Genomic DNA, 19,569 nt, shown 5'->3' on the forward strand with positions numbered 1-19,569 from the left:
CCTCAGATCATCACTTCGATCAGCCGCGGACCTTTCTGCTGCATGGCCGCAGCGTACTGGCTGGCGAACTCCTCGCAGGTGGTTGCGCGGCTGGCCTCGACGCCCAGGCCTTCGGCAATCTTCACCCAGTTCATTTCCGGGTTGTGCAGATCGAGCATCGACAGTGCCTTGGCGCCGGCGCCGGTAGCGCCAACCCGTTGCAGTTCGATGTTGAGGATGGCGTAGGAGCGGTTGGCGTAGATCACCACGGTGATATCGAGTTCTTCCCGCGCCATGCTCCACAGGGCCTGCATGGTGTAAGCCGCGCCACCGTCACCGTGCGGGCAGATGACCTTGCGCTCTGGTGCGGCCAGCGCGGCACCGACGGCCAGCGGCAGGCCCTGGCCGATCGAGCCGCCGGTCAGTGGCAGATGGGTGTGTGGCCGGGCGGTACTGAGGGTAACCAGTAGCGGCATGCCCGAGGTGGCCGCTTCTTCGGCAAAGATGGCATCGTCAGGGGTCAGTTCGGCGATGATCTGTCCCGCACTCATGGCGTTCAGCGGGCCTTTGGGCAGGCCGCCGAGTTGCAGCGGAACGCGGATCGACGATTGTGCCGGGGCGTTCAGTGCATCGGCCAGGGCGGCCAGGGCGCCGGCAGCGTCTTCGTGTGGATGCGCCAGATGACTGAACTGGCAGTCTTGCGGTGCACACCAGCTCGGCTTGCCGGGGTAGGCGAAGAATGACACCGGCGGCTTGGCGCCGACCAGCACGATCTGCTCGATGCCCTTGAGGAAGTCGACGATCTGTTCGGCAAAGTAGGGGATGCGCTCGACCGGCACGCGCCCGGCACCCACCTCGCTATGCGGCGCAAAGGTGTCGCAGAGCAGGCGCGCACCAGTCTTGGCCTGTACCCGTCCGGCAGCTTCCAGACCGGCGCCATGCAGCGCGCTACCACGCAACAGGAAGGTCGTCTTCTTGCCGTTGCCAAGCAGCCTGGCAATGTCGTCGACGGCCTGGCTGCTGACCGGTGCCGGGCCGATATCACGCAGCATCTGCGCCGGACGCTCGGCCTCGTTCCAGGCGGTATCGGCCGGCAGGATCAGGGTGGCCACCCCGCCTGGCGCGGAACGTGCGGCCTGCACGGCACGGGCAGCATCGCCGGCCACCGTCTGGGCGCTTTTCGATTCGCAGATCCACGCGGAAACCGGGCGGGCAAAGCCGACGATATCCGAGGTCAGCAGGGCGTCGTATTGCAGGTGGTAGGTAGCGTGGTCGCCGACGATATTGACGATCGGCGTATTCGCCCGCCGCGCGTTGTGCAGGTTGGCCAGACCGTTGGCCAGACCGGGGCCGAGGTGCAGCAGGGTGGCGGCCGGCTTGCCGGCGACGCGGCCATAACCATCGGCAGCGCCGGTCACCACGCCTTCGAACAGGCAGAGCACCGCGCGCATCTCGGGCACCGAATCCAGCGCCGCGACAAAGTGCATTTCCGAGGTGCCCGGATTGGCAAAACACATGTCGACCCCGCAGTTGGCCAGGGTCTTGATCAGGGATTGGGCTCCGTTCATGGTGTTCTCCGGCGGTGAAATTGTTGTGCGGGGAGTATGCATGGCTATGAAAAAGTCACAAAATGCATTTTTTGCGTCTTAATGATGCGCTTTGTGCATTTAAGGTGTTGTCATGGACTTGCGTCATCTCGAACATGTGCTGCTGTTGGCCGAGGAGCTTAACTTTAGTCGCGCTGCGGAGCGGGCGCACCTGACCCAGTCTGCCTTCAGTCGCAGCATTCAGGCGGCGGAAGCGCTTGCCGGGGTCGCCTTCTTTGATCGTACCCGGCGCTCGGTCAGCCCTACGGCGGTTGGCCAGCGCATCATCGAACGGGGTCGGCGGATTCTTGCCGAAGCCAGCGATCTGGATCGCGAGATCCGCTTTCTCGAAGCCGGTGTGGGCGGCGAGATTCGCATCGGTGCCGGCCTGACCCAGGCCGCGAGCATCCTGCCGGATGTGGCGCAGGACTTTCACCGCCAGTACCCGGGGGTCAAGCTGACCTTTCAGGTCGGTCACTGGAGTTCACTGCTGGATGATCTGATGCATGAGCGCATCGACTTTCTGATTTCCGATATCTCCGAGCTGGGCAATCAGACAGAACTGCAGATAACCCATCTGCCGCCGCGCGAAGGTTCGCTGTTCTGCCGTGCCGGCCACCCGCTACTGCAGGGGCCGATCAGCCAGGAGCGGCTGGCGGCCTGTGAGTACGCCGGCTCACCACTGCCGACGCGAATTGCAACCGAGATGGGCCGCCTGATTGACCCCGATGGGCAACGGGAAAACCTGCTGGCAATCGAGTGCAACAGCATGGGCATGCTGCGCCGCCTGACCCTGGAGTCGGATCTGGTGCTGCTCAATCTGCAGATATCGGTGGCCCGCGAAGTCGAGCAGGGCTTGCTGGTTGATCTCAAGCCGCTGTTACCCAGGGAGCTGGCCGAGAGCATGGCGGTAATGAGTCACTGGGGCATCGCCCGGCGTGCCGGGCGTACCCAGAGCCCGGCAGCCGAGCGTTTCATTGCCTGCCTGATCGCCGGCTGCCAACCGGCCTGAGTTGCCTGGCGCACGCTCCTGTAGGAGCGAGCTTGCTCGCGAAGCGGTTGTTTTATTTGGTTATGCCCCAGGTTGCGTATTGGGCACAAACTCTAGGCTGTGCTTCAGCCCACCAAAGCCCTGACCCAGTAACGGTGGGCTGAAGCCCACCCTATGCCCGACCTGCCAAAAGCACTCAATCCAGCTTGAGTTTGCCGATGCGGTCGTTTTCCAGGCTGCCCAGATACAGATAGCCATCGACCGGTTTGGCCGAGGTGATCATGCGCAGATGGGTGGCGCTGGTGTCGTGCAGGCTGCGGATGATCTGGCCGTTCTCGTCGACCTGAATCACCAGTCCGTAGGGTGTGGCCTTGGGCCACAGGCTGCGCGGCAGTTTGCTGATCTGTGCCTTCAGCCACGGGTAGCGGTGCAGCATGTCGGCATCGGCCTTGCGCGGTGAGGGCAGGGCAACCCAGAAGGTGCCGGCGCCATCGCCCTGCAGGTTGTCCGGCATGCCCGGCAGGTTGTCGATGAACACGTCGTGACTGCCGGCCTTGTCGCCCTTGAGCCAGTAACGGGTGATGCGGTAACGGTAGGTTTCGTTGACCAGTACGAAGTCTTCATTCTGCGACAGGGTCACACCGTTGGCGAAATACAGGCCATCGAGCAGCTGCTCGGTCTTGCCGGTGGCCGGGTCATAGCGCAGCAGGCGACCGTGCGGGCGCGCTTCGAGCAGGTCGAGCATGTAGTCGTGCTGCTCGAATTTGTCCGAGGCATCGGAGAAGTAGATACGCCCGTCACTGGCGATTTCCAGGTCATCGGTGAACCTGAAAGGTACGCCATCAGCTTCGGTAGTCAGCACCGTGATCTGCCCTTGCGGGTTGATGCTCAGCAAGCCTTTGAAGGCATCGGCGACGATCAGGTTGCCGTTGGCATCGAAGGCCATGCCCAGCGGGCGGCCACCGGTCTGCGCGAAATCCTCCACTGCGCCATCGCTGCCGATGCGCACAATGCTGCCGTCCTGCTGGCTGCCGTATACGCGGCCCTGGCTGTCGATGGCGGTGTCTTCCGGCCCGTTGAGCTGGCCTTTGCCGAGCAGTTCGGCCTTCATCAGGGTGTCATTGGGTTCCATCACGCCGGTCAGCAGTGGTGCTGGCGGTGCGTCCCAGGCCAGCGGATCGATTTTGCTCGGCGTTATCAGCAGATAAAGGGCGGCGGCAGCAATCAGAACGAGCAGCAAGCCCAACAGCTTTTTCATGGGAGTCCCTGATGGTTGTGCAAAGAGGCTTGCAGCATAAGAGTGTTGGCGAGTTACCGACAAGCCGTGAATACCCGGTAATCAGTGACAGCGCGATATACTGCCCGCCACTTAGAGGAGAGCCCCTTGCCCGACGACATTCAATGGATTCGTGATAATGAAAGCCTGGCCCGCCACTGCACGACCTGGCGCCAGTTGCCGTTCGTGGTGCTGGACACCGAGTTCATGCGCACCGAAACCTTCTATCCGATTGCCGGGCTGATCCAGGTCGGTGACGGCGCGACGGCTTTTCTGGTCGATCCGCTGCTGATCAGCGACTGGCGACCGTTTGCCGCCCTGCTGGAAGACACCGCCGTGGTCAAGGTGCTGCATGCCTGCAGTGAGGATCTGGAAGTGTTCCTGCGCCTGACCGGCAGCCTGCCGGCACCGCTGTTCGATACGCAACTGGCTGCCGGTTATCTCAACCTGGGTTTTTCCATGGGTTATTCGCGGCTGGTGCTGGCCGTGCTGCAGATCGACCTGCCCAAGGACGCCACCCGTTCCGACTGGCTGCAGCGGCCGTTGAGCGAGATACAGGTGCAATATGCCGCCGCCGACGTGATCCATCTGGCGGCGGTCTACCGACAGCTGGCCGCGCAACTGGATGCGCGCAAGCTGGCCTGGTTGCTCGAGGATGGCGCCGAGCAGGTGGCCAATCTGCGCCGCGAAGTGGATCCTGAACAGCTCTACCGTGAGTCGAAGCTGGGCTGGAAATTGTCGCGCCAGCAACTGGCGGTGCTGCGCGCACTCTATGCCTGGCGTGAACGGCAGGCGCGTGAGCGTGACCAGGCACGCAACCGGGTGATTCGCGAGCACTCGCTGTGGCCGCTGGCGCGCACCCAGCCGGATAATCTCGCTGATCTGGCGAAAATCGAGGACATGCACCCGCGTACGGTGCGTCAGGATGGCGAAAGCATCCTGCAGGTCATCCGCACCTCCGCACAGACCCCGGTGGCCGACTGGCCGGAAGCGCTAGCGGAGCCGCTGCCGGTGGATGCGGCAAAACTGCTGAAAAAGCTGCGCGCAGTCGGTCAGGCCGAGGCGGAAAAACAGGGCATGGTGGTCGAACTGATGCTGCGCAAGAAACATCTGGAGCAACTGCTGAAAACCGGCTACCCGGATGGTCCCTACAGTCTGCCCGAAGGTTTGCGCGGCTGGCGTCGCGAACTGATGGGCGCGGCGCTGCTTGCAGCCCTGGCAGGAGATGCAGCATGAAACGTATCTGTTCGATCTATCACAGCCCGCGCAAGAACGGCATGTACCTCTATGTGCTCAAGGCGGATGCCCTGAGCCGGGTGCCGGAGCAGCTGATGACCGCCTTTGGCACACCCAGGCATGCCTTCGATCTGGTGCTGACACCCGAGCGCCAGCTGGCCCGCGAAGACATCGTCAAGGTGCTGGAAAATCTCGACAGCCAGGGCTATCACCTGCAGATGCCGCCGGCGGAAGATGAGTACATCGAGCACCTGCCCGAAGAACTGCTGCGGCGCAACGATCCGGTCTAGACCATGCGCATTCTGATCGCCGAGCAGCAGTGCGCAACCTATGCCGCGTTGCTGCATGAGGCACAGCCGGCGCTGACGCTTTGCCCGGCGGCCACGCTGGACCAGCTGCCGGGGTTGGCCGCTGGCTGTGACATCTGGCTGGGCCAGCCGGATCTGCTGGCTGCCCTGTTGCGACAAGGCCTCCGGCCACAGTGGGTGCAATCGACCTGGGCCGGGATCACCCCGTTGCTGGCGGCGGATTTGCCGCGCGATTACCGCTTGAGCCGTGCCAGCGGCATTTTCGGTGAGCTGATGGCCGAATACCTGCTGACCTATCTGCTCGCCCATGAGCGTCAGCTGCTGTCGCGGATGGCCAGCCAGAACAGCAAGCGCTGGGATGATTGTCTGCCCGGCACGCTGGCCGGACGGCGCGTATTGCTGATTGGCTGCGGCGCTATCGGTCAGCAGGTGGCGCTGCGTCTGGCACCCTTAGCCGTGCAGTTGGTCGGCGTGGCCAGCACGGCACGCGAGCAGCCGCCGTTCCTGCAGGTGGTCGGTCTGGAACAACTGGCCGACCAGGTGGCGCAGGCGGATTACCTGATCAACCTGCTGCCGGACACCCCGGCAACACACAATCTGTTCGACCGCAGGCTGTTCGCGCGGTGCAAGCCCGGTGCCGTATTGATCAATGCCGGGCGTGGCTCGGCGGTGGTCGATGACGATCTGGTCGCAGCGCTGGCAGACGGGCAGCTGGCTGCTGCGGTGCTGGATGTCTGCCGCGAAGAGCCTTTGCCGGCAGGGCATCCGTTCTGGCAGACGCCCGGCCTGCTGCTGACCGGGCATACGGCTGCGCCGACCTTGCCGGGGCCTATGGCGGAATTGTTTCTGCGCAACCTGCAGGCCTATCAAACAGGTCAGGCCTTGCGCGGCGAGGTCAGTTTCGCCCGCGGTTACTGACTGCCCCCGGCAGCCGCGGCTTGGCCGTGCCGGACCGGCAGGCTAGACTGCCGGCTTCCCGTACTGCCCGAACCCCAGCCATGGCCGCCAAAGTAGAACCCTTCTGGAAACGCAAGACCCTGGAGCAACTCGACCAGGAAGAATGGGAGTCGCTGTGTGACGGCTGCGGACTATGCTGTCTGCAGAAGCTCGAGGACGAGGATGATGGCAGCGTCTATTACACGCGCATTGCCTGCAAGCTGCTCGACCATGACAGTTGCCGCTGCAGCAATTACCCGAATCGCCGGCAGTTCGTCCCCGACTGTATCCAGCTGAGCCCGGCGCAGGCCGAAGAGTTCCGCTGGTTGCCGCCGACCTGCGGTTATCGTCTGGTCAGTGAGGGCGCAGATTTGCCGCCCTGGCATCATCTGGTGTGTGGTGACCCGCAGGCGGTGCACAATGCCGGCATCTCCCAGGCCGGGCGTATGCTCAGGGAAGACAGCGTGGCCGAGGACGACTGGGAGCAGCATCTGATCTTTCGTGCCGGCTGAGCAATACCCTGCTCCGGATGTCCTGATCATTTTTCGAGGTTGCGTCTATGAAACTGCTTGGTTATCTGACCCTTGTGCTGGTCACGCTGGGTTGCCTGGGTTCTCCGGCAATGGCCGCGAAGAAACACCGCGTGGATCTCGAATACCAGGTGCGCTTCCTGCCGGAGACCGGGCAGGCCGCGGTGAAGGTCGTGCTCGAGGAAAGTGCGGCGGTAGTCAGCCTGCAGTTCGATCTGGGCAGCAAGGGCTATTACAGCGACTTCAAGGCCAGCGGCACGTTCAGCGAGGAGGACGGGAAACTGCTCTGGACTCCCGGTGATAGCAAGGGCAAAGGCAGCCTGAGTTATCTGGTGAAGATCGATCATCCGCGGGACAACGGCAAGTTTGACGCACGCATCACCCCGGACTGGGCGCTGCTGCGTGGCGACGACCTGATCCCCAGTGCGAAACTGATCCAGCAGGACAATATCGAACTGGTGTCGCGCCTGAAGTTCGAGCTGCCGTCTGGCTGGACATCGGTCGAGACCGGCTGGCCCAAGGTCGGCAAGAACCTTTTCCGCATCGATAACCCGTCGCGCAAGCTGGATCGGCCGACCGGCTGGATAGTCGCCGGCAAGATCGGCAGCCGTCGTGACCAGCTTGGCGATGCCAATGTCAGCGTGGCCGCACCGATCGGTGAGGGCATGCGGCGCATGGACATCCTGACCATGCTGACCTTTGTCTGGCCACAGGCGGCCCATGCGTTCCAGCGGGAGCCGGGCAAGCTGCTCATCGTCGGTGCCAATGACCCGATGTGGCGCGGCGGGTTGTCGGCGCCCAACTCCTTTTTCATGCACGCCGACCGGCCGCTGGTCAGCGAAAACGGCACCAGTTCGCTGGTGCACGAGCTGGTGCATGTATTTACGCGCATCCGTGACACCGATAACAGCGACTGGATCAGCGAAGGGATTGCCGAGTTCTATGCCATCGAACTGGTGCGGCGTGCCGGTGGCATGAGCGAGTACCGTTATCAGATCGTGCGCAAAAAGTTGCAGAAGTGGTCGAAGGGCGTGAAAACCCTGCGCGGACCCAGTTCCTCCGGGCCGGTGACGGCGCGCGCGGTATTGCTGTTGCAGGAACTGGATCAGGAAATTCGCAAGAAGACCGACAACCAGCGCTCGCTGGACGATGTCACCCGCGGCCTGATGCGCCTGGAAAAGGCCAGCACCAAGGATTTCATCGAAATCTGCGAAAGCATTCTCGGCGGCAAGTCGGCTGTACTGGATACCCGCCTGTTGCGTTAGGCCGGGAGTATCCGCGCAGGTGTATTGCAGGGGGCTGCAATGAAAGATATCGATGTCTACACGCGCGCCAATCGTGACGCATGGGATGTATCGGCACCGTTGCATGGCCAAGGCCCCGAATGGGAGGCGCTGTTGCAAGGTTTCGCCACGCCCGGCTACTCGGTGCTGGATGAAACACTCACTGCTACCCTCGTTGCACTGGCTCCGCAGGGCAAGCGTGCGGTGCAGATCGGCTGCAACAACGGCCGCGAGCTGCTGTCGCTGGCGGCGCTGGGTGCCATTCCGGCACTGGGTATCGATCAGTCGTCAGCTTTTCTGCAGCAGGCAGCCCGTCTGGCCAAAGCCGGCGACACGAGCTGTGAATTTATCTGCAGCGATATCTATGCGCTGGAGAAGACATATACGGATCAATACCAGCTGGCCTTGATCACCATCGGCGTACTCAACTGGATGCCCGATTTGCAGCGCTTTTTCGCTGTTGTCGCAAGGCTGATGTTGCCCGGTGCAGTCCTGGTGATCTACGAGACCCACCCGATTCTGGAGGTCTTTGACCCGCTGGCCGCCGATCCCTTCAAGCCGCAGACCTCGTACTTCTGTAAACAACCCCAGGTCGAAACGGCAGCCATTACCTATGACGGCAGTGATGGCGGCGAGGGCGCTCCGGCCTATTGGTTTATTCATACCCTGGGCGAGATTGTTACTGCTTGTGCGCAAGCCGGGCTGATCATCGAACGGCTGACCGAGCATGCTCACTGCAATCGTGAAGTCGAATACCAGCAGTACCAGCAACAATCCGCACAACTGCCACTGTGTTACACGCTGGTGGCGCGCAAACCGCTCGGCTAAACGACTGCATCAGGCTTTGCGCGCAAATGCCCGTACCTGATCCAGCCAGCGTTCACGCTGCTGCTGGGTCGAGAAGCGCAGCGGCCCGAACGAGCTGATCTTCACCGGTTTGATGCCGCAGAACTCGAGAATGGTGCGCTTCATCTGGTTGTGTCCGGGCATGCGGTATACCAGCCGGAAATACCACGGTGGTGTATCCATGCTCACCAGCGCATGGGCACTGCGGCCGCTGAGCAGGCGATCCCAGAACTGCGAGCCTTGCCGGTAACGGAAGGCGTAGCCGGGCAGAAATACCCTGTCGAACAGGCCCTTGAGCAGGGCCGGCGGACCACCCCACCAGATCGGATAGACGAACACCAGATGCTGGGCCGCACTGATCGCCTCGCGTATCTCCAGCAGGCAGGGCTCCAGTTCCTGGCGTTGCCGGTAGCCATGACGCAGCACCGGATCGAAGGTCATCTCGCCGAGCCGGAACAGGCGTGCGCTATGCCCGGCAGCCAGTGCGGACTGCAGATAGGCGTCAGCCATGGCGCCGCAAAAACTGTCTGCGTCCGGGTGGCCGAGAATGATCAGGATGTTCCTGGTGGGCATAAAAGGGTTTCCAGGGGCAGGGGGGCTGCATGCCGCGGAGCAGCAAAGGTGAACTTTACCGACTAATGACTAAGCTGTGTGGATGCGCTGGTGACTGTAGGCGGTACGCGGTGGTTATCCTGCGCAGCCAGCGGTATCTGTATGCACTGCCTCGCCCGGAATCTCAATCAAGGAACATGGCCATGAAAAAAATACTGCTTGTTATCGCCTCGTTGCTGTTCAGCGGGATTGCCCTGTCAGCCACCATTGAAGGGCATCAGATTCCTGATCAATTGCCGGCAGCCGACTCGCAGCTGCTGCTCAATGGTGCCGGCCTGCGCGAAAAATACATGATCGACCTGTATATCGGCGGCCTGTATCTGCAGGCCAAAAGCTCAGACGCAACGGCCATCATCAATGCTGATGAGCCGATGGCGCTGCGCCTGCTGATTGTTTCCAGCCGGATAAACAGTGAAAACATGACCGAGACCACCCTGGAGGGATTCCAGAACTCACTGGGCGACAAGCTGGCGGCCATGCAGCCCAGGATCGATCAGTTCATGCTGAGCTTCAAGGAGCCGATCAAGGAGGGTGATGTATTCGAGATGCTTTATCTGCCGGCTTCCGGCGTGATCATTTCGAAGAATGGCAAACAGCTGAATACCGTCGAAGGAGTGGACTTCAAGGCGGCACTGTTCGGTATCTGGCTGGGCGAGGAACCTGCCCAGAAAAGTCTTAAGGAAGACATGCTGGGCAAGTAACTTGTTCCGGGGGCGGCACGAGCCGCCCGTTCAGCTTTTCCTCAGGCTCCGGTAGATAAACAGCAGCAGCATCGCGCCGAGGATCGAACCGATCCAGCCTACCGGTCCGGCCATGCCAAGCAGGCCTGCAATGTATGAGCCGACAAATGAGCCGGCGATACCCAGTGCAATGGTTACGATCCAGCCGCCCGGATCTTTGCCAGGCATGAAGAATTTGGCAATCGCGCCGACGATCAGACCGAAAACCAGTGTGCCGATGAGTTCCATGTGTCTCTCCTGTCGTAGTAGGTGGGGGTGAGAATGGTTAAACGGAACAGTCGTGGAACATGATCCTAAAGCAAGCGAGCCAACCTTGTGGCAATCAATGCTGCTGTCGCGCTTTGCTGGACGTCCTTTCGTGCCCTCCGGGCTCGCCTGATTGTTGTAGAAATATCAGCAGTTATCGCTGCACGCCCGTCATCCCTGCCGTTGCCGGCGCACGGATTGTCCGCGTGATGTGTCCCGAGGCCGTCCGGCGACGTCAGCGGGGTGTGTCCAAGTTACAAAGGGTAACGTTATGTGTGTCATTCAGCTGGTACCTGAATCCGATAAGCGCGCCGAAGGATGGATCGCCAGACTCCATAAGCTTAACAAAGGTTATCTGGTCATCCCCGGAGGCAATGCCAACGGTGCCTGCACTTACATCATCTCGCTGAATACCGTCAGCCTGCGGGTCAAGCAGGGGCTCAATCGGGCGCTGAAAACCGACCTGTTTGACCTGACACCGAGTGAACGGGAAATTCTGCAGGATATGAAGCAGGTCGGCATTCTGGTGTAGACCTTTGCGGATTCCCCCGGGCGGCCTGGTTGAAGTGATCAGGCCGCTTGTCAGCCTTCTAGTAATATCCCCGCTTCACCCCGCATTTTGCCGGTTCCTCCCGGATCACGCCCGACGAGTCATTGCGCAAACCCGGCACCACATGGCCGGGTCAGATAAGTCTCTGCCTGCCCGGTTTTCAGCGTCAGATAAAACGCTTGCTTGCAACCCGTTTCGTGCTGGCTCTCACAACGCAGTGGGCGCATCATTATGAGGAGAGCTGCAGCAAACACAGTCTTGTCGCGCTCTTGCATTCCAAACTGCTTACAGGAGTTTTTAGCATGTTCAAAAGAATCGCACAGGTCTTCATTCTGCTGCTGGCGAGTGTCATGGCCTCATTCAGTTTTGCGGCAGCGAGTAATGCGGATTGTCAGGAAACCCTGAAACAGTTTCATGGGCTCGGTGATACCGGCAAGTTCATCGATGAGGCTTATGGCTATGCAGTGTTTCCCACGATCGGCAAGGGTGGTATCGGCATCGGTGGTGCATTCGGCGAAGGCTGTGTCTACCGCGGTGGTGTGCATGTCGGTAGCGTAGACATGGGCCAGGTCAGCATCGGCCTGCAACTGGGTGGCCAGGCGTTCAGTCAGCTGGTGCTGATGCGCGACAAGGAAACCTTTGACGTCTTTACCTCCGGTTCGTTTGCCTTCGGCGCCGACGCCAGCGCGGTTGCGTTGACCTATGGTGCCAATGCCGGTGCCGGTACTTCAGGTGCCTCGGCCAGTGCCGGTGAGCAGAAGGGTGTCGCCCGCTGGTTCAACGGTATGGCGGTATTCACGCTGGCCAAGGGCGGCCTGATGTACGAGGCAGCGATTGGCGGGCAGAAGTTCAAGTACACGCCCAATTGATGAGTGGAGCCTCCCTGCGCTGTGGTTGGCGCAGGGAGGCATCCTTCAGTTGCCGTCCAGTCGGGCAGCTCTGGTTTTGCCCAATAGCAGTTCCGCCATGCCTCCTGACAACCTGTGGCTGATGACCAGTAGATAAGTGCTCAGGAAGAAGGCACCACCGAACACGGCCAACACTCCAAGCAGCAGCCCTGCTGCGCAGAAGTGGTGCCGCCAGGACACCCATAGTCCGGATAACAGCAGCATGCACATGAAGTCCAGATTGAACTGGCCGGGCCAGGCCATCCGGGTCATGTCGCCAAAGAAGACCGGCAGCAGGTTCAGCCCGTGCGTGGCAACCACCACGGCCGTATAGCCTGCGATGGCAATCCAGAGAACGGCGAGAAAAACGCGAAATTTGCTCATGAGTTGAATTCTCGGATAAGGGTTTGATCAGACCTGTGCGGCGGCTTTACCAGTTGTTGTGTATGTGTACTGGCTTGCGGGTGAGCAGATAGACTAGCGGCCCGAACGATCCTGTTGCCAGTGTAGCCACGATCCAAATCCATGGATTTCGGCCGGTTGCCCTGGCGTCGTGCCAGATCCAGACCATTGCCAGTGTCAGGGCAATCACCAGGTCGACGAACACCTGCGCTCCGCCAAAACTCTGCAGGTGTGGTTCGATAATGCCCCACAGGCCTCCTTCCCCGAGGGCTGCTGCGGTAAGGGTGCCGAACAGTACAAGCGTGATGACAATCAATGTGCGTTGCATGGTGGAACCTCCTGTCGTTGTCGGGTTCACTATCCGGCGTGAAGGTTATTGCCGCAATTACCTCGCAGGTTATTGAATCACTGCGGCGTTATGCTTCAATGCAGGCATGAACCTGTTTACCCCCAATTTGCCCACCACTTTGCTGCAAGCACGCAGAGCCAGGCGCTTCAGTCAGCTGGAGTTGTCGATGCGCCTGGGCGTGTCGCAGCGGCATGTGAGTTTTGTCGAAAGTGGCCGATCCAAACCCAGTCGCGAGCTGCTGCTGGCCTGGCTGCAGGAACTGGACGCTCCGCTGGCCGTGCGCAACGAAGCAATGCTGCAGGCCGGATTTGCACCCGCCTATAGCGCAGAGCCGCTGACAGCCCCTAGCATGGTTCCAGCCACTGATGCGCTGGTGCAATTGCTCAAGGTCCATGATCCGATGCCAGCCATGGTCATCGATGCACAGTGGAATGTGCTGCAGTTCAATCGTGGCGCACACTGGTTGCTGACCACATTGATGCCATGGACTGCCGATCTGCCGGCAGACACACCGGTGAACATGCTGGATTTGCTCGCGCATCCAAAGGGCTTGACCCTGCATATGCTCAACCTGCAGGAGAAGGGCCCCGCCATGCTTGCCCAGTTGCGCGACGAGCTCGCGGCACAGCCGGCTCTGGCGCCGAAGATGGAGGCGCTGGCGGCCCTGCTGTATTCACGCCTGGGCGGCAATATCTACAGTCTCTGCTCGCACCCCTCTGCACCGTTACTCACCACACATTTCACCACTGCTTATGGCAAACTGGCCTTTTTCAGTATGTTCAGCACTTTCGGTACGCCCCAGGACATCACCCTGGCCTCGCTGCGGGTAGAGCATCTGTTTGCGGCAGATGCAGCTACCCTGGCCGTGATGAATACTCAGGTGGGACAAGACGTAAAGGTGTCCCGCTAGCGGTCAGCCGCCAAACGGACGCACGCCGATCAACGGGCCGTGCAGCCAGAGGGCAAACACCACCCAGGCCACCAGGCCGATAAGTACGGCACCGATGTCGCGCGAGAGCGGCCCGGCGGCGTAGGTGATGCCGGCGGCGCGGTCACGCCGATTGGCGGAAATGGTGTCCGCTACCGCCCAGGCCAGAAATGAACCAAACAGCAGCACGTCGGCCAGCATGCCGTTGGCCAGCAGATGGGCAAAGGCCCAGACCTTGACGCTGATTACCATGGGTTGACCAACTTTCTGCTTGATGCGCGTGCCCGGCACATAGGCGGCTACCAGCAGGATAAAGGCCGGGATGGTCAATAGTGCAGCCAGATGCCGCGTCCACACGGGTGGACTCCAGATCACCACGGGTGACAGGCGTGCTTCGCCATAGCCGTAAATGATCAGCACGAAGCCCAGCAGCGAAATAACCGAATAGATCGCCTTCCAGCCGAGCAATCCGAATCTGGCAACCTGTGCGCTGCGAAAACCCTCGGCACAGATGCGGATCGAGTGCATGCCGAGAAAAAGGATGAGGCCGAGAATCAGCAGGGTCATGGTGGCTCCTGGGTAGGCTGCCGTAGTGGCAGGCATGGCGTTGAGGTTACGTTGTTTTTGCAGGGGGTTTTCAATTCATCCGTGGGCAGTCGTGATTCAGCGCCGTATGAAGAAGGGCGCAGCCAGCAGTAGTGCGCCGATAACCACCAGCAAACCGGTGCTGTTTACAAAGTAGGGATACACCATCAGCGCCACGCCGGAAACCGTCGGAATCAGCGCATCCTGCTTCCTGCCATAGATGAAATAGCCCAGTCCGGCGGAGCCGAACAGCAAGCTCCAGAGGAGTGACGAGGTTTCCATCAGGGCGTACCTCTCAGTCAGATGTGTGTGCGCCAGGCTGATTCAACAATAGTTCCGGGATGGCACGGCTGTCCACTTGCCGCCGGCTCGCGTGGTGAAGCGCTTAGCCAGTGCCATTCAGCACCCTGATGATCCCTGAGTCCGCTGCCGTCCTTGATTACACTCTACCCATCATTCCCAGGCCTGAGGCTGACCCCATGCAAAAACGCATCATGATCACTGGCGCCGGCTCCGGCCTTGGCCGCGAAATAGCTTTGCGCTGGGCCCGTGAGGGCTGGCAGCTGGCCTTGTCGGACGTCAACGATGCCGGACTGGCGGAAACCCTCAAGCTGGTGCGCGAAGCCGGGGGCGATGGTTTCACCCTGCGTTGTGATGTACGTGACTACAGCCAGCTGACGGCCTTTGCCCAGGCTTGCCAGGAGCGTCTGGGCGGCATTGATGTGATCGTCAACAATGCCGGTGTGGCTTCGGGCGGATTCTTCGGTGACCTGACCCTGGAAGACTGGGACTGGCAGATTTCCATCAACCTGATGGGTGTGGTCAAGGGCTGCAAGGCCTTCCTGCCGTTGTTGCAGAAGAGCCATGGCAAGATCATCAACATTGCCTCGATGGCGGCGTTGATGCAGGGGCCGGCGATGAGCAACTACAACGTGGCCAAGGCCGGTGTGGTGGCATTGTCGGAAAGCCTGCTGGCGGACCTGCATCAGGATCAGATCAGCGTGCATGCGGTTTGCCCGTCGTTCTTCCAGACCAACCTGCTGGATTCCTTTCACGGGCCGAATCAGCAGATGAAAGCGGCGGTTGGCAAGTTGCTGGAGTCCTCGCCAATTACCGCCAGTGATGTTGCCGACTATATCTACCAACAGGTGGCTGCCGGCGAATTCCTGATCCTGCCGCACGAGCAGGGCCGCATGGCCTGGAAGCTCAAGCAGCACAACCCGCAGGCGCTGTACGACGAGATGGCGGCCATGGCTGCACGCATGCGCGAGAAAGCCAAGGCCTCCTGAGTCTTGAAAGGGCTGCGCTAGCGGCCTGAACGCCTGTATCCTCGGGCTTCAGGCCGTTTGCTGTCGGCGGTCTGGTGTCCGAGCCGCCCGAGAGACTTGTCGTTTTGTCGCCATTTCGCCGCCTGATCTACCTGATGGCCTGTATCAGCCTGCTCTGGTTCGGCTGGGCGCTGCTCAAACCTGCCACTCCGTTGCCGTCGCTGCAGGTTGATGGCAGTTACCAGCGCGAGGGCTATCGCATCACGCCGTTGCAGCCATTCAGTCTCTCGGCACGCGTGCTGGCGCGGGAGGATTATCGCTTCGATGCAGGTGCCAGGCTGGCACCGACGGACCTGGTTCTGGGCTGGGGGCCGATGGCTGATCCGCAGGTACTGGCAAGCATCAAGGTGACACAGGGCAACCGCTGGTATCACTGGCAGGTGGATGAATTTCCCATTCCGCGCCGCGAAATCGAAACCCACAGCGCCAATATGCACATGATTCCTGCCGGTCCGGCGGTGGCGCAAACCCTCGCCAGCCTGCAGCCGGGCGAGCGCATAGCGCTGTCGGGTCAGCTGGTCCGGGTAGACGGTGCTGACGGCTTTCGCTGGGTCAGCTCGCTGACCCGAGAAGACACCGGGGCGGGGGCCTGCGAGCTGATCCTGGTGGAGCATCTCCGGCGGCTGGATTAGCCGATCAGGCTGAGAAACTCGCTGCGGGTGGCGGCATTCTCGCGGAACTCGCCGAGCATCACCGAAGTGACCATCGAGGAGTTCTGCTTCTCCACGCCGCGCATCATCATGCACATATGCTGGGCTTCGATGACCACCGCCACACCGAGCGCGCCGGTAACCTGCTGGATGGCATCGGCAATCTGCCGGCTTAGATTTTCCTGGATCTGCAGGCGCCGTGCGTACATGTCGACGATGCGTGCCACCTTGGACAGCCCCAGCACCTTGCCGCTGGGGATGTAGGCCACGTGGGCCTTGCCGATAAAGGGCAGCAGGTGGTGTTCGCACAGCGAATACAGCTCGATGTTCTTCACCAGCACCATTTCGCTGTTGTCAGAGCTGAACAGTGCGTTGTTGGTGACTTCTTCCAGCGTCTGCTGGTAGCCGCGACAGAGGAATTGCATGGCCTTGGCGGCACGCTTGGGGGTGTCGATCAGGCCTTCGCGGCTGACGTCTTCGCCGAGTTGGCTGAGGATGGCGGTGTAATGCTGTTCCATGGGCATGCTGATGCTTCTCGAAAGTGCAGATGCGCAGGGTAGGGGGCAGGCTGGCGGCTGGCAAGCCACAGATGGCGTTGAATGGCCACATTGCCTTGGCATTTGGCCGAACTCTGCTCTGTGGCGCCCGGGTGATTGCGCTAACGTGGCGAGCACTTCCTGATGCTGAGCATGACTATGCATACCCCGCTTGATGGCCTCGGCCTGCGTCAGTTGTATGCCTGCTACGGCAATTTGCCAGCGGTGCCGGCGTTGCACCGCCGGGGTAGCTGGCGTGCGGTGTTTATCGGACCCTGGTGGCTGCGTCTGAGCGCTGCCCCGGCGATTGCCCTGAGCGGCATGCCCGGCTGGTATGGCAAGCGCTTTGCAACGCCGGAATCGGCGGTGAATCTGCTGCGTTCGGATCAGGGCTTGCGTGAGGTGTTGTCGATGCGCTGTGACCAGCGGGCTTCCTGGCACGACGGTCGGCCGTGCGCCGCACTGGCTTATGCAAGCCGCGCCCGCTGGCCCTGGCGCCGGGTGCGCGACGAGTTGCGCCAGCTGGATGACGAACACTGGCTGTGCATGACCTATGTCGATCTGCCATTGCTGCGCCGACTGGGTTGCCCCTTTCTGCTGGTGCGGGATGCCGCTGGGCAGGCAGGCTGAAAGCGCAGTCGTTGCCGGCTATCGGCCCGGTGTGCCGGAACAGCCGCCTGCGCGGTTTGCCAGCCGGCGAGTGCAGTTGGCCGGTTACTCGTCGCGCCCTTCGAGCATGGTGCGCTTGAGCAGCAGGTAGATTGCCCCGGCGCCGCCATGCCGGGGCAGGCAGGAGGTGAAGCCGAGGGCTTGCGGATGCTGGCGCAGCCAGGTGTTGACGTGGCTTTTGATCATCGGCCGTTTGCCATCCATGCGCGCGGCCTTGCCGTGGGTCACGCGCACGCAGCGGATTTCCAGGCGAGTGGCCTCTTCGAGAAACGCCCAGAGGGTTTCGCGGGCTTTTTCCACCGACATGCCGTGCAGGTCGAGACTGCCTTCGAAGGGCACCTGACCGGCCTTGAGCTTGCGCATCTGGCTTTCCTGCACGCCGTCGCGGGCCCAGTAGAGTTCGTCCTCGGCGCCGACATCAATGACGAACTGGTCGGACAAACCATCCACCTTGAGCTCATTGCTGCGCACCGTTGCGTTCAGGCGCCGGGTGTTGAGTTGCTGGCGGTCGGTTCGGGGCTTGCCGGTATCGGCGCGGTCATGCTGGATGCGCTTGACGCCGCGCATCTGCGTGGCGAACAGGCTGTTGTCGGAGTCATAGGCATTGTCGGTCATGGCAGCTGTGTTTGATTGCTCGGGAAATTCCGCGCAGTTTAACTGTTCAAGGCTATTTGAGCAGGCCCGGCGCCATCTCGAGGCCACCCGACTGGCGTTGCCGCCGGCAGCGGCGCCAGCCGGCAATCCCCAGGATGATCAGTAATATTCCGCCGCTGATCACTGCCAGCGGGCCAAGCCCGGCAAGTAATTGCGTAGATTCGCCCAATGCCATGGCAATGCCGCTGAGCAACAGCAGGATGCCGAGGCAGATCAACAACACGCAAAGTAGCGCACAGAAGCGCCGCCGCCATCGGCCGGGCGGTCTGGAGCGCAAGCGGTTGGCGTTGAATCCGCCAGTAAGTTTCATCAATAGATTCTCCACAACATGTTGTTCTGACGCCTGCCTGCGCCGTTAGGTTCCTTGGCAAGGCCGGCTTTGTTGCGCGCTGTGACGTACTTCCGCAGCGTGGCGGGCTGTTAAACTGCGTTCTGAATTGTTTCTGCACTGATTTTTTTCTGGAGAATGCCGTGAGCGAGTCCCGACTGCGTACCCTGCGTGACCATATCCGGTGGGCGGTCAGCCGCTTCCATGCGGAAAGCCTGTTTTTCGGCCACGGCACCGACAATGCCTGGGACGAGGCGCGCCAGCTGGTGCTGGGCGCCGTGCATCTGCCGTTCGAGATGGCGGACAGCTATCTCGACTGTGCGCTGGAGGATGACGAGCGCGAACACCTGCAGCAGTTGCTCACGCGGCGCATCATCGAGCGCGTGCCGACCGCTTACCTGCTCGGCGAAGCCTGGTTCTGCGGCTTGCCGTTCATCGTCGATGAGCGCGTACTGGTGCCCCGCTCACCGATTGCCGAGCTGATCGGCCAGCGCTTCGAGCCCTGGCTGCCCGCCGATCCGGCGCGCATTCTGGATCTGTGCTGTGGCTCGGGCTGTATCGGCATTGCCGCGGCCTATGCCTTTCCCGAAGCGGAAGTGGTGCTCAGCGACCTGTCTTTCGATGCGCTGGAAGTGGCTAACCAGAATATCGAACGGCATGACCTCGAAGAGCGTGTGTATACCGTGCAGGGCGACGGCTTCGGTGGCTTGCCGAAGCAGCGCTTCGATCTGATCCTGTCCAACCCGCCCTATGTGGATGCCGAAGACTTTGCCGACATGCCGGCCGAATTCCAGCATGAACCGGCACTGGGCCTGGCCTGTGGCGAAGATGGTCTGGACCTGGTGCGGCGCATGCTGGCCGAAGCGGCCGACCATCTGAGCGAGCAGGGGCTGCTGATAGTCGAGGTGGGCAACAGTCAGGCGCATGTCGAGGAACTCTATCCGGAGGTGGATTTCACCTGGCTGGAGTTCGAGCAGGGCGGTCATGGCGTGTTCCTGCTGGCCGCGGCGCAGTGCCGCGAGCACCAGGCGCTGTTTCGTCAGCGCCTTGCATAAGCCTTAAGCGGCCGCCAGTCGTGCCGCAGACATTGCCTGCGGTATATACTGCCGGCCTTTCTTTCCTGCCTCCGCGGAG

At 61.3% G+C, this 19,569-nt stretch carries 26 protein-coding genes; 15 read left to right on the forward strand and 11 right to left on the reverse strand.

All coding sequences use genetic code 11. The features are described 5' to 3' along the window. Window positions 1-2: 2 nt before the first annotated feature. A complete protein-coding gene (locus BLT89_RS05370) occupies window positions 3-1,547 on the reverse strand; it encodes an acetolactate synthase large subunit (protein ID WP_090193457.1) in 1,545 nt (514 codons plus the stop codon). A gap of 112 nt (window positions 1,548-1,659) precedes the next feature. On the opposite strand from BLT89_RS05370, the gene BLT89_RS05375 reads away from it, so the two are divergent. Further along, window positions 1,660-2,577 (forward strand): LysR family transcriptional regulator, encoded by a 918-nt coding sequence (locus BLT89_RS05375; RefSeq protein WP_090193458.1) that lies wholly within the window; start codon window positions 1,660-1,662, stop codon window positions 2,575-2,577. Between the two features lie 175 nt (window positions 2,578-2,752). On the opposite strand, the gene BLT89_RS05380 is transcribed toward BLT89_RS05375, so the two are convergent. Beyond that, window positions 2,753-3,814, reverse strand: coding sequence for an SMP-30/gluconolactonase/LRE family protein (locus BLT89_RS05380; protein ID WP_090193459.1), 1,062 nt, complete (start codon window positions 3,812-3,814; stop codon window positions 2,753-2,755). A gap of 126 nt (window positions 3,815-3,940) precedes the next feature. Between BLT89_RS05380 and rnd the strand changes: the two genes are divergently transcribed. The 6 genes from rnd (at window position 3,941) to BLT89_RS05410 (ending at window position 8,953) form a co-directional block, all read left to right on the forward strand. Continuing rightward, window positions 3,941-5,068: a ribonuclease D gene (rnd, locus tag BLT89_RS05385; protein WP_090193460.1), complete on the forward strand. Its 1,128-nt coding sequence runs from the start codon at window positions 3,941-3,943 to the stop codon at window positions 5,066-5,068. Continuing rightward, entirely contained in the window at window positions 5,065-5,358 is a 294-nt protein-coding gene (locus BLT89_RS05390; protein WP_090193461.1) for a YcgL domain-containing protein, read from the forward strand. The genes rnd and BLT89_RS05390 overlap by 4 nt, the downstream gene beginning before the upstream one ends. Window positions 5,359-5,361: 3 nt before the next feature. Then, window positions 5,362-6,294 carry a D-2-hydroxyacid dehydrogenase gene (locus tag BLT89_RS05395; protein ID WP_090193462.1) on the forward strand — a complete coding sequence of 311 codons (933 nt, stop codon included), beginning with the start codon at window positions 5,362-5,364 and terminating at the stop codon, window positions 6,292-6,294. A gap of 80 nt (window positions 6,295-6,374) precedes the next feature. Continuing rightward, entirely contained in the window at window positions 6,375-6,824 is a 450-nt protein-coding gene (locus BLT89_RS05400) for a YcgN family cysteine cluster protein (protein ID WP_090193463.1), read from the forward strand. Window positions 6,825-6,871: 47 nt separating this feature from the next. After that, window positions 6,872-8,107 carry a hypothetical protein gene (locus BLT89_RS05405; protein ID WP_090193464.1) on the forward strand — a complete coding sequence of 412 codons (1,236 nt, stop codon included), beginning with the start codon at window positions 6,872-6,874 and terminating at the stop codon, window positions 8,105-8,107. Window positions 8,108-8,146: 39 nt separating this feature from the next. After that, entirely contained in the window at window positions 8,147-8,953 is an 807-nt protein-coding gene (locus tag BLT89_RS05410) for a class I SAM-dependent methyltransferase (protein ID WP_090193465.1), read from the forward strand. A 9-nt stretch (window positions 8,954-8,962) separates the two neighbouring features. Here the strand turns inward: BLT89_RS05410 and BLT89_RS05415 are convergent, their stop codons facing one another. After that, complete coding sequence (locus tag BLT89_RS05415) at window positions 8,963-9,544, reverse strand: NAD(P)H-dependent oxidoreductase (protein ID WP_090193466.1); 582 nt, start codon at window positions 9,542-9,544, stop codon at window positions 8,963-8,965. A gap of 182 nt (window positions 9,545-9,726) precedes the next feature. Between BLT89_RS05415 and BLT89_RS05420 the strand changes: the two genes are divergently transcribed. Then, entirely contained in the window at window positions 9,727-10,284 is a 558-nt protein-coding gene (locus BLT89_RS05420) for a chalcone isomerase family protein (RefSeq protein WP_090193467.1), read from the forward strand. 30 nt (window positions 10,285-10,314) lie between these two features. Here the strand turns inward: BLT89_RS05420 and BLT89_RS05425 are convergent, their stop codons facing one another. Next, window positions 10,315-10,551 carry a GlsB/YeaQ/YmgE family stress response membrane protein gene (locus BLT89_RS05425; RefSeq protein WP_090193468.1) on the reverse strand — a complete coding sequence of 79 codons (237 nt, stop codon included), beginning with the start codon at window positions 10,549-10,551 and terminating at the stop codon, window positions 10,315-10,317. A 289-nt stretch (window positions 10,552-10,840) separates the two neighbouring features. Here BLT89_RS05425 and BLT89_RS05430 point away from each other — a divergent pair, with 289 nt between their 5' ends. Both BLT89_RS05430 and BLT89_RS05435 read left to right on the forward strand, forming a co-directional pair. Further along, on the forward strand, window positions 10,841-11,101 hold the full coding sequence (locus tag BLT89_RS05430) for a hypothetical protein (protein WP_090193469.1): 261 nt from the start codon (window positions 10,841-10,843) through the stop codon (window positions 11,099-11,101). A gap of 320 nt (window positions 11,102-11,421) precedes the next feature. After that, window positions 11,422-11,988, forward strand: coding sequence for a YSC84-related protein (locus BLT89_RS05435; RefSeq protein ID WP_090193470.1), 567 nt, complete (start codon window positions 11,422-11,424; stop codon window positions 11,986-11,988). A gap of 45 nt (window positions 11,989-12,033) precedes the next feature. On the opposite strand, the gene BLT89_RS05440 is transcribed toward BLT89_RS05435, so the two are convergent. After that, complete coding sequence (locus BLT89_RS05440) at window positions 12,034-12,390, reverse strand: hypothetical protein (protein WP_090193471.1); 357 nt, start codon at window positions 12,388-12,390, stop codon at window positions 12,034-12,036. Window positions 12,391-12,436: 46 nt separating this feature from the next. Beyond that, entirely contained in the window at window positions 12,437-12,736 is a 300-nt protein-coding gene (locus BLT89_RS05445; RefSeq protein ID WP_172829118.1) for a DUF2834 domain-containing protein, read from the reverse strand. 106 nt (window positions 12,737-12,842) lie between these two features. On the opposite strand from BLT89_RS05445, the gene BLT89_RS05450 reads away from it, so the two are divergent. Beyond that, a complete protein-coding gene (locus tag BLT89_RS05450; protein ID WP_197673538.1) occupies window positions 12,843-13,667 on the forward strand; it encodes a helix-turn-helix domain-containing protein in 825 nt (274 codons plus the stop codon). Between the two features lie 3 nt (window positions 13,668-13,670). Here BLT89_RS05450 and BLT89_RS05455 read toward each other — a convergent pair whose 3' ends face one another. Further along, window positions 13,671-14,252 carry an NnrU family protein gene (locus BLT89_RS05455; RefSeq protein WP_090193472.1) on the reverse strand — a complete coding sequence of 194 codons (582 nt, stop codon included), beginning with the start codon at window positions 14,250-14,252 and terminating at the stop codon, window positions 13,671-13,673. A gap of 96 nt (window positions 14,253-14,348) precedes the next feature. Continuing rightward, window positions 14,349-14,552 (reverse strand): hypothetical protein, encoded by a 204-nt coding sequence (locus tag BLT89_RS05460; RefSeq protein WP_090193473.1) that lies wholly within the window; start codon window positions 14,550-14,552, stop codon window positions 14,349-14,351. Between the two features lie 197 nt (window positions 14,553-14,749). On the opposite strand from BLT89_RS05460, the gene BLT89_RS05465 reads away from it, so the two are divergent. Next, entirely contained in the window at window positions 14,750-15,559 is an 810-nt protein-coding gene (locus tag BLT89_RS05465; protein ID WP_090193474.1) for an SDR family oxidoreductase, read from the forward strand. A gap of 104 nt (window positions 15,560-15,663) precedes the next feature. Beyond that, window positions 15,664-16,230 carry a hypothetical protein gene (locus BLT89_RS05470; protein WP_231975066.1) on the forward strand — a complete coding sequence of 189 codons (567 nt, stop codon included), beginning with the start codon at window positions 15,664-15,666 and terminating at the stop codon, window positions 16,228-16,230. Here BLT89_RS05470 and folE read toward each other — a convergent pair. Then, a complete protein-coding gene (gene folE, locus BLT89_RS05475) occupies window positions 16,227-16,772 on the reverse strand; it encodes a GTP cyclohydrolase I FolE (RefSeq protein WP_090193475.1) in 546 nt (181 codons plus the stop codon). The genes BLT89_RS05470 and folE overlap by 4 nt on opposite strands. 165 nt (window positions 16,773-16,937) lie before the next feature. On the opposite strand from folE, the gene BLT89_RS05480 reads away from it, so the two are divergent. After that, window positions 16,938-17,414: a hypothetical protein gene (locus BLT89_RS05480; RefSeq protein WP_157718799.1), complete on the forward strand. Its 477-nt coding sequence runs from the start codon at window positions 16,938-16,940 to the stop codon at window positions 17,412-17,414. A gap of 84 nt (window positions 17,415-17,498) precedes the next feature. On the opposite strand, the gene BLT89_RS05485 is transcribed toward BLT89_RS05480, so the two are convergent. After that, on the reverse strand, window positions 17,499-18,068 hold the full coding sequence (locus BLT89_RS05485; RefSeq protein ID WP_090193477.1) for a Smr/MutS family protein: 570 nt from the start codon (window positions 18,066-18,068) through the stop codon (window positions 17,499-17,501). 52 nt (window positions 18,069-18,120) lie between these two features. Next, entirely contained in the window at window positions 18,121-18,417 is a 297-nt protein-coding gene (locus BLT89_RS05490) for a hypothetical protein (RefSeq protein ID WP_090193478.1), read from the reverse strand. Between the two features lie 161 nt (window positions 18,418-18,578). On the opposite strand from BLT89_RS05490, the gene prmB reads away from it, so the two are divergent. Further along, window positions 18,579-19,490 (forward strand): 50S ribosomal protein L3 N(5)-glutamine methyltransferase, encoded by a 912-nt coding sequence (gene prmB, locus BLT89_RS05495; protein WP_090193479.1) that lies wholly within the window; start codon window positions 18,579-18,581, stop codon window positions 19,488-19,490. The last annotated feature ends 79 nt before the right edge of the window (window positions 19,491-19,569 follow it).

It is taken from the genome of Pseudomonas pohangensis, from assembly GCF_900105995.1.
GTDB classification, from domain to species: Bacteria; Pseudomonadota; Gammaproteobacteria; order Pseudomonadales; family Pseudomonadaceae; genus Aquipseudomonas; species Aquipseudomonas pohangensis.